Source organism: Waltera acetigignens, assembly GCF_025567015.1.
Lineage (GTDB): Bacteria > Bacillota > Clostridia > Lachnospirales > Lachnospiraceae > Acetatifactor > Acetatifactor acetigignens.
In genome coordinates this window covers 1-12,063 of the sequence record NZ_JAOQJO010000020.1, presented here as the reverse complement: position 1 = coordinate 12,063, position 12,063 = coordinate 1, and the positions used below count along the sequence as shown (strand labels likewise).

The 12,063-nt window shown below is 46.6% G+C and carries 11 protein-coding genes and 1 tRNA gene; 1 reads left to right on the top strand and 11 read right to left on the bottom strand.

The window, feature by feature from the left end; all coding sequences use genetic code 11:
• Nucleotides 1-15 precede the first annotated feature (15 nt).
• Complete coding sequence (locus OCV96_RS16280) at nucleotides 16-336, bottom strand: anti-sigma factor family protein (RefSeq protein WP_022311862.1); 321 nt, start codon at nucleotides 334-336, stop codon at nucleotides 16-18.
• A 175-nt stretch (nucleotides 337-511) separates the two neighbouring features.
• Here OCV96_RS16280 and OCV96_RS16275 point away from each other — a divergent pair.
• Nucleotides 512-594, top strand: a tRNA-Leu gene (locus tag OCV96_RS16275).
• A gap of 368 nt (nucleotides 595-962) precedes the next feature.
• Here OCV96_RS16275 and OCV96_RS16270 read toward each other — a convergent pair.
• From OCV96_RS16270 to OCV96_RS16225, 10 genes are all read right to left on the bottom strand, one after another.
• Nucleotides 963-2,006, bottom strand: a complete 1,044-nt coding sequence (locus tag OCV96_RS16270; RefSeq protein WP_262594952.1) for a S66 family peptidase — start codon at nucleotides 2,004-2,006, stop codon at nucleotides 963-965.
• 236 nt (nucleotides 2,007-2,242) lie between these two features.
• Nucleotides 2,243-3,520: a diaminopimelate decarboxylase gene (locus OCV96_RS16265; protein ID WP_117467367.1), complete on the bottom strand. Its 1,278-nt coding sequence runs from the start codon at nucleotides 3,518-3,520 to the stop codon at nucleotides 2,243-2,245.
• A gap of 26 nt (nucleotides 3,521-3,546) precedes the next feature.
• Nucleotides 3,547-4,530, bottom strand: a complete 984-nt coding sequence (locus OCV96_RS16260; protein ID WP_118731463.1) for a diaminopimelate dehydrogenase — start codon at nucleotides 4,528-4,530, stop codon at nucleotides 3,547-3,549.
• 79 nt (nucleotides 4,531-4,609) lie between these two features.
• Nucleotides 4,610-5,371 (bottom strand): TrmB family transcriptional regulator, encoded by a 762-nt coding sequence (locus OCV96_RS16255; RefSeq protein ID WP_262594951.1) that lies wholly within the window; start codon nucleotides 5,369-5,371, stop codon nucleotides 4,610-4,612.
• A gap of 691 nt (nucleotides 5,372-6,062) precedes the next feature.
• Entirely contained in the window at nucleotides 6,063-6,737 is a 675-nt protein-coding gene (locus OCV96_RS16250) for a uracil-DNA glycosylase (protein ID WP_022312253.1), read from the bottom strand.
• 22 nt (nucleotides 6,738-6,759) lie between these two features.
• Entirely contained in the window at nucleotides 6,760-7,521 is a 762-nt protein-coding gene (gene hisF, locus OCV96_RS16245; protein WP_118539962.1) for an imidazole glycerol phosphate synthase subunit HisF, read from the bottom strand.
• A 1-nt stretch (nucleotide 7,522) separates the two neighbouring features.
• Nucleotides 7,523-8,167, bottom strand: coding sequence for an imidazole glycerol phosphate synthase subunit HisH (hisH, locus tag OCV96_RS16240; protein ID WP_118731465.1), 645 nt, complete (start codon nucleotides 8,165-8,167; stop codon nucleotides 7,523-7,525).
• The gene (locus OCV96_RS16235) at nucleotides 8,164-9,999 is read right to left on the bottom strand and encodes a hypothetical protein (protein ID WP_262594950.1); all 1,836 of its coding nucleotides are present in this window, start codon (nucleotides 9,997-9,999) and stop codon (nucleotides 8,164-8,166) included. Before OCV96_RS16235 ends, hisH begins: the two co-directional genes overlap by 4 nt.
• Nucleotides 10,000-10,042: 43 nt before the next feature.
• Nucleotides 10,043-10,810 (bottom strand): hypothetical protein, encoded by a 768-nt coding sequence (locus tag OCV96_RS16230; protein ID WP_262594949.1) that lies wholly within the window; start codon nucleotides 10,808-10,810, stop codon nucleotides 10,043-10,045.
• Between the two features lie 65 nt (nucleotides 10,811-10,875).
• Nucleotides 10,876-11,787 (bottom strand): chemotaxis protein, encoded by a 912-nt coding sequence (locus OCV96_RS16225; protein ID WP_022312258.1) that lies wholly within the window; start codon nucleotides 11,785-11,787, stop codon nucleotides 10,876-10,878.
• Between the last annotated feature and the right edge of the window lie 276 nt (nucleotides 11,788-12,063).

Here is a 12,063-nt window from a genome sequence, read left to right as displayed (position 1 = left end):
TTCTATCAGGTGTCGCTAAGAGATGATCCATCCCAGAAATCCCATAAGAAAAATCACCGTCAGCACTTCCAGTACAGCCCCTGTCTTCAGAAAAGCCATATGAAATCTTACCTTGCGCTTTGCTTCCGCAAGTCTCAGTTCCAGTTCTCTCTGCAGGTCAAAAGCATCGCCGTCTTCCAGACGCTGCATACCTTCCGTTACAAGGAACTGAATCACCAATTCCTCCTTGCAGCCCGGGCATTCCCGCATATGCTCCCCGAATTCCTGCAAGGTCTGAAAATCCAGTTTTCCTGCAATGAAATCAGGAATATTCTTTTCAAATTCTTTGCAATTCATGCTTCCACCCTATTCCAAAACAGTTCTACAGATTGCGTTCCCATATACTTATACACTTCTACTATACAACATCTTGTGTAAAAAGACTAGAAAAATAGTAGCAAGATTCCAGAAAAAAACTCTTGTCAACTTTTTTAATCTATGATAAGATAATCTCTGTTGTGAGTGTTTGAATGCCGGCGTGTCGGAATGGCAGACGAGGCAGACTCAAAATCTGTTGGTGGCAACACCGTATGGGTTCAAGTCCCATTGCCGGCAGTTAGTGCAGAATCAAATCGGTTCTGCGCTTTCTTTTTGTATTTTTATAACCACATCGCATTTCCTGCTTTTTCTAATTTTTTTCCAATCATCTCCTATGGATTAATTGTTACAAAATTGTTACAATTCATTTGTGCTTAGCTAACACAGACGTAACCGAACACCAGGCAACAGGAAAAGGAGGAAGAAAGTATGTGTTTCAAATTCATTAACTGTTCTCAGTGGTTGAATGCATTCTGCGGCTACTTCAATTTTGGCTGCTAATATCGTTTTCGACGAATAGAGCGTTCCATAGACGCACGAAAAGGCTCTCCCGTTTGGGATGAGCCTTTTCTTATTTCTACACTTTTTCTATGAATTTATACATTTTACCGATAGTCATAACGGAGGGTGACATCATTGCCCTGTACCTGTACTTCCGCACAGCTTCCGGTGACAATCGGCATCATGGGTGCCAGATGTCCCAGATCCACATCCATGATCACGGGAACATTCTTCTCTCCCGCCACGGCCAGAACTGCCTGGTACTGATCCAGTCCCATCATCTCCTGTCCGAAACACAACGGTCTTCCGATGAGAAAACCTTTGACATACTGAAACCATCCGGCTTCCTCCATCTGCCACATGGCTCTGCGGATGGCAAAAACATTCAGGTCACAGGCTTCCAGGAACCAGATGATTCCGTCCTCTTTATACTTTTCCAGAAAATCCTGTGTTTTATCAAACCGGGTTCCCAGTAGATTCACCAGACAATCCATACAGCCGCCCAGCAACCGACCTGAAAAGCGGATCTCCGGTTCCTCTTCTGCTGTCTGTCTGCCAAGATACTTTTTCAGCACTCTGGATTCCGTGGTGTTATAGGGCAACAGAGGCTGTTCTTCATTTTTCAGAGACTCCTTTTCCCACTTGTCATATCCATGCACCTCTTTGGTCTCTCCGGTCAATATTCCGAAGGCATCTTTCAGGGATGCATGCCAGGGCTCCATGCCAAAAGCGGCCGCGCAGGGGCCGTAGACGGAGGCGGTATCACAGATGGTTGCCAGCAGATAGGTCATGTTGGTATTGTCAGAATACCCCAGATACCACTTGGGCTCTGCTGCCTGCAGACGCTCAAAATCCACATGGCTCATGGTCTCGCACATCAGTTCTCCGCCACCGCAGGAGATCAGACAGTCATTTTCCGGGCTGCAATAGTAATCCGTCAGCTCCTGCCCGCATTTTTCGGGGGTGTTACTGATACCGATGCCCTCTCCGGCATAACAGTTGGGGCCTAATTGTAACTGATAGCCCATTTCCCGGAATTTCTTCTGGGCATTGCCAAAGGCAGTGTAATAAGGTTCTATCTGACAGCCAAAAGAAGGGGCCACAAATCCAATGGTCCCTCCCCGCTGTATATGTTTCGGATATTTCATTGCTTCGTATCCTCCTATATCGCCCATTCGCATTCCGGGCTATCGCCCTTCTTGCTCATGTTCGTTCACTTCCCTCATAGGAGGTTTGCTTTGCCTGCAAGCAGTCACGCCAACCTCCTATGGGTACTCCCATTCGCATTCCGGGCTATCGCCCTTCTTGCTCATGTTCGTTCACTTCCCTCATAGGAGGTCTGCTTTGCCTGCAAGCAGTCACGCCAACCTCCTATGGGTAAGTGCTATGCGTCAAAATTAATCTTATTATAAATATCGAAACAGTCAAAGGTTGCAAAATAATCCTTTGGTGTCTCAGCACGGCGGATCAGTTCCACGCTGCCGTCCTCCTTCAGCAGAAGCTCTGCGGATTTCAGCTTACCGTTGTAATTGTAACCCATGGCAAAACCGTGTGCACCGGTATCGTGGATGGCAATATAGTCACCGATATCGATTTTTGGCAGCATCCGGTCGATGGCGAATTTGTCGTTGTTCTCGCACAGGGAACCGGTCACATCGTACTTGTGGTCGCAGGGCTCGTTTTCCTTGCCCAGTACAGTAATGTGATGGTAAGCGCCGTACATGGCGGGACGCATCAGGTTCACGGCACAGGCATCCACACCGATGTATTCCTTATGAGTATGCTTCTCATGGATGACCTGGGTCACCAGATGTCCGTAAGGTGCCATCATATAACGACCAAGCTCTGTGTAGATTGCCACATCACCCATGCCTGCCGGTACCAGAACTTCCTCATATACCTTACGCACGCCTTCGCCGATGACTCTGATGTCGTTGGGTTCCTGATCCGGACGGTAAGGAATACCGATACCACCGGACAGATTGATGAAGGTAATGTGTGCGCCGGTCTCCTCTTTCAGCTTTACTGCCAGTTCGAACAGTTCTCTTGCCAGAGTGGGATAATAGTCATTCGTTACCGTGTTACTGGCCAGAAAAGAATGGATACCAAAATTCTCCACACCCTTTGCCTTCAGGATCTTATATCCCTCAAACATCTGCTCCGTGGTGAAACCGTATTTAGCATCGCCCGGATTGTCCATGATGTTATTGCTGATGGAAAAATATCCGCCGGGATTGTAACGGCAGCTCAGGGTCTTGGGCAGATAACCGATGGTCTTCTCCAGGAAATCGATATGGGTGATGTCATCCAGATTGATGGTGGCACCGATTTTTGCCGCATATTCGAATTCATGGGCCGGGGTATCGTTGGAGGAGAACATAATGTCCTCTCCCTTTACCCCCATAGCATTGCTGAGCATCAGCTCTGTCAAAGAGGAGCAGTCACATCCACAGCCGTAATCTCTTAAGATGTTGATCAGAAAAGGGTTGGGAGTCGCCTTTACCGCAAAGAACTCCTTGTAGCCCTTGTTCCACGCAAAAGCTTCCTTCAGCGCCTTCGCATTCTCCCGGATTCCCTTTTCATCATAGATATGAAACGGTGTGGGATATTTTTCTGCGATCTTTTCGATCATTTCTTTGGTAACAAATGCCTTTTTTTCCATAAGTATCTCCTCTGCATCTATCTTATTTACAGTAACGCACTTCTCATCTCTTCCGGAGTCAGAGTGCTCAGATAAGCAGGGGCCACATCAAATACGGTCTTGCAGCCCTTCTGGCCTTCCTGATTCATGCGGTAAGCAGCTCTTGCATAAGCGGTCAGTACGCAGGAAGTGAACTCCGGGTTGGAATCCAGCTTTAAGCTGTACTCGATCACATGGTTGTGCTCACCGTTTAAGCCGGTCTTGCCGGTACGCAGTACAAATCCGCCGTGAGGGATACCTGCGTGATCTCTCTGCAGTTCTTCCTCAGTGATGAAATGTACAGTAGTATCATAATCTGCAAAATAGTTGGGCATGGTCTTGATCTGCTCTTCGATCTGTGCCTTGTCTGCGCCCTCTTCCGCTACCACAAAACACTCTCTGGTATGCTTCTGTCTGGTGGTCAGAACCGGATTCTCACAGTTTCTGACAGCTTCCAGTGCGGACTCTACGGGAATGGTATACTGCTTGGCATCCTTGACACCGGGGATACGACGGATGGCATCGGAATGTCCCTGGCTGACACCCTTACCCCAGAAGGTATAATCGCTGCCGTCTCTTAAAATGGCATTGGCATACAGTCTGTTCAGGGAGAACATACCGGGATCCCAGCCTACGGAAATCATGGCTACCTTGCCGCCCTCTTTTGCTGCAGCATCTACCTGTGCGAAATGCTCGGGGATCTTCGCATGGGTATCAAAGCTGTCTACCACGTTGAAATATTTTGCATACTCTGCGGTCTGTTTGGGCAGATCGGTTGCGGAGCCTCCGCACAGCACCAGGACATCGATCTTGTCCTGCATGGACAGTAACTGATCTACATTATAAACCTTCACATCTGTTAAAGTCTTTACTGTAGCAGGATCTCTTCTGGTAAATACGGCTACCAGCTCCATGTCATCATTCTGCTTTACTGCACATTCCATTCCTTTTCCTAAGTTACCATAACCTAAAATTGCGACTCTGATACTCATTTTTCTATCCCTTTCTATTTTATCCTATTTATGAGAACGCTGCGGCCGTTTCCACCCGGCCAAAGCGTTTTCTACATAATTATTGCTCACCCTGCTTCAACCGAATGAGGGCGATCTCGTTGCGCATGGCATCCTTGAAGACTCTGACAAAATTCTTCTGGCCACTGTAAAGGCAGGTATCACTGCTCTTTCCCGTCACCGTACCGGTGAGAATGTACTCGGAATCCATGATGAGACGGATCTGATCCATCTGCTGTTCCTCTTCCTTAGGCTCTCTGAAATGCTCCGGCACCAGGTATTCTATGATCCCGGCCTTTAATTCCGCATCTTCCGGAAAAGGTTCTCTGTTGTCTTCTGAAATCAGCACCACTTTTTTCTGTGCCCGGACCAGCTCCCTGATCTCCTCCGACCATTGCTCCAGGAATCCACCTGTTGCGGAAAAATAAATACGCTTCTCGGCACCCAGAAGCATGTGCCGGATCTTGTCACAGATGTGGTCATAGCCTTCGATGGTGATATAGCCTTCTCTAGGTAAATTTTTCCTGGGGCCATCCGCCACCAGACGTTCTTTTGCTTTCCGCAGATACCGGATCCGGTTATCGCAGAACTCGGATAATGCTACAGCCAGATATTTTGAGGAGGTTCCTTCGATCACATAAGCAGCTCCATGCTCCACCAACGATGCCAGTCCATTATAGACATTGGATCTGGAAATCCCCGTCAGCTTCGCCACCTCATAGCCTGTCAGTTCTTCATTTTGAAGAAGACACAGGTAAATGGCAGCCTCCTGCCTGCTCAGTCCGAACAGGATAAGTTGTTCTATGATTGCCGCTTCTTCCATAGGTACTCCTTTTAGTGGTTCTTTACAGGAACACTATAGTAAGGATTCCTTGTTTTGTCAATAGGGGAAATACTTATTGAGAAAAGATGTCAGTAAAAGAAATGGAAAGTGATGCCACTCCTCCGGAAGTTCTGTTTGTATTAAAAACGTCCTTTTTTGCTAAAAAAATACAAAAACAGGAGATTTTGGCCTTTTATAAGAGCTTATTTTCGCTAAAATAGGAAAAATAATAAAATCAGTACAAAAAATGTTTGATTTAGAGGTTTTTTTGTACTGATTTTGCTATTTTAATGCGATTTGCACCAAAGCAATAGAAATGGCTGCAGCAGAAATGCCTATGGTGTACAGATATTATGAAAAAAGCAGAACGTCCGCAGCGGATGGAATATCCTTCCGGGGATGTTTGTCGGACGATGGTGACATTTTCTCGAAAAGTTTTGAAAATCAGGGTGGTGCGAACAGGACGTTCGCGACAGGCGGACGTTCGTGGAGGGTATGGCAGCACTACGTTACGAGCCATGCACCCTATTCATAAATGTGTCGTAAAGAACGCTCCACATTTATTTCATTGACGGCTGTCGAGTGTGTCCGTTGGACGCACAGTATAAAAATAGAGTGAACCAGCCTCGCTTGTGCGCAAGCGCCCATCGAGGTGTTCCACTCTATTTTTGCATGGCTCGTAACTCACAATTTACACATTTTCAATCTGCCAGTCGATGGGCTCCACGCCGTGTTCTTTCAAGAAGTTGTTGGTCTTGCTGAAAGGTCTGCTGCCGAAGAAACCGCGGTAGGCAGACAGGGGGCTGGGATGAGGGGCCTCTAAGATCAGATGATTGGGATTGTTCAACATAGCTTTCTTCATCTGGGCAGGTCTGCCCCACAGGATAAACACAATGGGACGATCCTGTGCATTCAGTGCCCGGATGGCGGCATCTGTAAACTCTTCCCAACCTTTCCCGTGATGGGAATTGGCCACGTGTGCCCGCACGGTAAGCACCGTATTGAGCATCAGGACACCCTGCTCGGCCCATTTTACAAGATAACCATTGTTAGGGATATAGCATCCCAGATCATCGTGAAGTTCCTGATAAATATTCACCAGAGAAGGGGGAATCTCTACATCCGGTTTCACCGAGAAGCACAGTCCATGAGCCTGTCCCACATTATGATAAGGATCCTGTCCTAAAATCACCACTTTTACCTTGCTTAACGGCGTCAGATGAAATGCATTGAAAATATCATCTGCCGGTGGGAAGACCACGGTGGTGTTGTATTCATTTTTGACAAATTCAAAAAGCTGTCTGTAATAAGGCTTGTGGAATTCTCCGCCCAAAGCCGTCAGCCAGTCATTCGTGATCATTGCCATAGTCAAATCCTCCCTGTCGTCCCTAGAGACGGACACTGATTCCTTTTTCCCGCAGGTATTCTTTCACCTGCCTGATCTCTAATTCTTTGTAATGGAACAGAGATGCCGCCAGAACTGCCTCTGCCTTTCCCTCTGTCAGAGCATCATAGAAATGAGACAGCTGTCCAGCACCGCCGGATGCAATGACCGGAATGCTTACACTCTCTGCCACAGCCCTGGTCAGCTCCAGATCATAGCCTTCCTTCGTGCCGTCACCGTCCATGCTGGTCAGCAGGATCTCTCCGGCTCCCATCTTCTCTGCGGTTCTGGCCCACTCCACAGCGTCCATGCCCATATCCACACGACCACCGTTTTTATAAATATTCCAACCACCGCCGTCTGCTCGCTTCTTGGCATCGATAGCGACCACCACACACTGACTGCCAAACTTCTCTGCTGCATCACTGATCAGTTGCGGATTCATAATGGCTGCGGAATTCACAGAAATCTTGTCTGCTCCTTCTCTCAATATCGCCTTAAAATCATCCACGGTACGGATTCCTCCACCTACAGTGAAAGGAATAAATACCTTGCTGGCTACCTTCCGCACCCACTCTAACTGCGTTGCTCTACTGTCTGCAGAAGCCGTAATGTCCAAAAATACCACTTCGTCCGCACCGGCTGCATCATAAGCAGATGCTACCTCCGACGGATCTCCGGCATCCCGGAAATTCACAAAATTCACACCTTTTACTACTCTGCCATCTTTCACATCCAGACAGGGAATTACTCTTTTGGTATGCATATCATCTTCCTCCCTGCTTATCTTTTTCCCGGAACTCTTGTGTGATCTCTATGAAATTCTGCAGAATTTTCATTCCCACCCGGGAACTTTTCTCGGGATGGAACTGACAGGCAAAAATATTACCCTTTTCCACGGAAGCATGAATCAAAGTTCCATATTCTGTGGTGGCAGTAACAATGGAAGGATCTGCTGCCTCCAGATAATAGGAATGTACAAAATATACATAGGAATGCTCTTCCACGCCCCGGAAAAGTCTTCCTTCATTGGGAAAAGTAAGGTCATTCCAGCCAATATGCGGAATCTTCAGTTCTTCTGCCGCAGGAATCCTTCGGATCTTACCGTCTAACAGGTGCAGTCCCTCTACTCCCGGTGTCTCCTCACTACTCTCAAACATCAGCTGTAAGCCCAGACAGATTCCCAGAAAAGGGATCTGCCTGTCCACTACTTCATGAATGACATCCACCAGTCCGTACTGGTGCAGTTTTTCCATGGCATCACCGAACGCTCCCACACCCGGCAGGATCACACCGTCTGCGGACAGGATTTCCTCTCTGTCTCTGGTAATCTTCACCTCTTCTCCCAGAAAATCCAATGCCTTTTCTACACTCTTTATGTTGCCAGCATCATAGTCGAGCACTGTGATCATTGCTGTATCTCCTTTTCCTCGGGGAGAGGATCCGGCAGCTGTGCGGGCGCCTCCTCCGTATTAGGTGCAGATGTTTCCTCCGTTACCGTTCCCTGCGGGAACTCCCAGAATCCCAGTCCCAGCTTTTGCAGAACCAACATTACATTCTTCGTATATTCTACATTATCGGAAATATCCGCAATCTGTTGTGCCTCTTCCTGACTTAACTGATATTTCTGGGAAAGGATATTCAAAATATCCTGGAATGCCAGACTTACCTCATCCTGCGCATTCCACTGTGTCGCATAATTTAACAATGTCGGATAATCCCTGACTGCCTGAAGCAGGCTGTCCAATGCCTCCAATTCAGAGCCTTCGTTTACGAATACTTCGTACTCCCGCAGCCACATACGGATGGTCAGAATACTCTCGGACTGACTGTACATCACCTGTTCTGTCTCATCCAGTTCCTTGCCCATCAGATTCTGGTAACAGGTCTGATAATCTCCGGCATAGTAAGCTTCTCTACCACTGCGCTTCGCGGTATAATCCGCCAGGAAGTTACCCAGCAACAGAATCACCGCCCCCAGAGAAATACATACCACTACAATCGGGAGGATTTTCTTCGGAGAAAGCTTTTTCTCCGATACTGACGGCTTAACTTCCTTTTCCGGCTTTTCTTTTTTCTTTTTTTCTTTTGCCGGTTTCTTGGGCTTGGGCTGCTTTTCTTTTTTAGGCTTTTTCTGTTTTTTTCCCTTCTTGTTCTTGCCGCCCTTGTCCATCTCTTCCAGGATCTTCTTGTTCTCATCGGACAGCTGCAACTGATCCGCTTCCTCTTCTTCCTCGTCCTCCTCGGTGAACAGATCTAATAATTTGGCCAAAAAGCCTTTTTTCTCTTTCTTCTGTTCCGGCTCATCCATGATGTCTGCGCCTGCAGCCTTCAGAATATCCATCACATCTGCAGATTCCGGTTCTCCGGATGCATTATCCGTGCTGTTCTCCGACTGCTCCGGAAATGCTCCCGCCAGTAAAGCGTCCAGATCGTCATCCAGGCCGCCGGCATCTCCGTTTTCCGCAGCATTTTCCGTACTTTCTACACTTTCCGTGTTGTCAGAAGCCTCCATCGGTGTTTTGTCTGCATCATCCATGCCATCCGTCAGGGAAGACAGATCCGCAAGATCATCCGGCACAGTTTCCGGGATATCCGATGTGACTTCCTCTCCCGCAGGATGTGCTGATTCTGTCTCATCCGGTGCTGCTTCCGGTTCTTCCTTGGATTTCTTCTTAAACCGTTCAAAAAATCCCAGCTTCTTTTCCTTCTTTTTATTTTCTTTTTTCTTTTTTCCGCGCTTGCCGTTGTCTTCTTCCCGCTCTGCTGTTTCCTCCGGCTGTGCAGTCTCCGGTGTCACCTGATCCAGAATATTTGACAATCCCTCGTCATCCGCATTCTCCAACATTTTGATCAGATCGTCATTAGCATCGTTGCTCTCCTGTGCCGGAGCATCCCCGGATTGCTCCTGGCTCTGCTGCAATAGCCTGTTAATTTCATCCTCAGACATAGAAGCTGTCTCCTCTGGAAGAATGGCTGTATTTTCCGCTACAGGCTGACTTGCTTCCGTTTCCTGCTCTGATGAATCAGCTTTTTGAGCATCCAGCGCCGACTGCAGCAGATCATCCATATCGCTCATATCGACCTGAGTTCCACTCTCTTCCACAGGCTCCGGCGTTTCCGGTGCTTTGGCAGTTTCTTCCTCCATCCCGGTCATTTTCGGCTCCTTTGTAACCTCTGTTTCCGTATTTTCTGTTTCAATTCCTTTTAATAAATTATCCAGGTATTCCTCCTGTGAAGGCATATGTCATTCCTCCGCTTTCTCACAAGTTACTAGCATGTTAAGTTTAACACAGGCTGAGCAGCCAGGCAATGGGATTTTGTTCTCCATCTATACAATAAAGGTCTGCTTTTTGTTGAAACAAAGCGATTCTCTCAAAAGGGGAACGTATAATCGTAGGAAAACGGTTCCCCTCCCCAATCTCCAACAACACCATTTTATGATTCAGGGTATTTTGCAGCCAGTTCTGATATTCTGTCCAGGTTTTCAAATATCCTTTTTCATCGTATCGGCCGGCATAGACATTGTTGAGTACCAACTTTTTCCCGCACTTTGGACATTTTCCCAAATCCGGAACCGAAAACCCGTTAGTCTGCAGCTTCTTAAAACTCTCCTGCAATTGTTCCTCATCTGCTTCTGTCACTGTCTGGATGCCTTCCTCACACCCGTCCGGGCACTGTTTTTTCGTCCAGTCTCCACAGGGTGCCACGAATCGCTCTTTTTTCAATAACATTTTTTTCCAGGGAACCTCTGCCAATTTATGATTCAGAGAAGATGAAACCACAAAATAACTCTTTTTTTCCAATACTTTTGCCAGCTTCTGCAATCCCTTCTCGATCTCTGCTTCCATCTCCGGCAAATACTGTCTGCGGAAGTGTTCTTCCACATAAGGCAAAAGCCAAAGTACATTCTGCTGTTGTAACTGTTCCCGGATTCTGCGGTAATCTTCTCTGCTTTGCAGGAAAAATTCCATGTCAAACTCCTGTCCCAGGCCCACCAGCACATATTCCGCTTCTTCAATTTTCTGAAGAATTTCTTCTGTTTGTTTATCCATAACTGTATCCTGATATTATAGCAAAAGGCTGGGACTATCCCAGCCTTTTTGCTTCTCTAAACTTACTATCTGTCTAAATGCTTCTCTGCTACCAGTTCGTCCACAATTCTTACCAGATTACCGATCTCGGGTTTGGAAAGCTGTGCATCTGCTCCCAAAGCCTCTCCCTTTCTCTTCATGTCATCATTAACCAGTGATGAGAAAATGATAATAGGAATGTCCTTGGTCGCATCATCGCTCTTCACAAGCTTGGTCAGTCTGTGACCATCCATTTCCGGCATCTCAATATCGGTGATGATACAACGAACATGCTGATCCAGTGTACCATCCTCTTTGCACTGCGTAATAACATCATATGCTTTCTGACCGTTCTCTGTATGGATCAGATTTACATAGCCGGCTGCCTTCAGGGAATCTACAATCAGCTTGTTAAGCAGAGGGGAATCCTCTGCAATCAGAATAGGAACAGAGCTTCTTGTACGCTCTCCCAGTTCATTCAGCTCGGACATCTTCAGTCCTGTCTCCGGATTGATGTCAGATACGATCTTCTCGAAATCCAGAATAATGATCAGCTTGTCATTTTTCTTGATAATGCCGGTAGCAACACTCTCATCTGCTGCAGAAATGGTGATATCCGGCTTAATAATATCTCTCCAGCTTACTCTGTGAATACCTAATACAGATTCTACATGGAATGCAATATCCAGCTTATTAAAGTTGGTAACGATAAATAATCCTTTTTTCTCAGATTCACCACGCCCCAGACAATTCTTCAGATCAATGGCGGTGATCATAGTATCTCTCGGCATGAAAATACCTTCAATACTGGGATGTGAATTCGGAACCGGTGTTACTGGCTGATAGGTGATGATCTCTTTGATCTTGGCAACATTAATTCCGTAGGAATTACCTGCCAGGGTAAACTCCAGAATCTCCAATTCATTTGTTCCGTTTTCAAGTAATATCTTAGTATCCATACTTACTCCTGTGCCCTTCCCGCTGCTTTTGTTCTTTATGCCATATTCTTTATGCCATATATTTTAAGAAGCCTGCAATGCAGCCTTTAACTACTTTCTCAATTAATTATAACATATATTTTAAAAAAAGAAACAATTATCTGAAATTAATGCATAAAAAAACGATAGCAGAAAGCTATCGTTTTTAATTTATTCCTTCAAAACCGAACACTGAAATCTAATCTCTATACCCTAACTTACATCCTTTTCCTATCCAAAACCTTTGGTCAAGCCCTC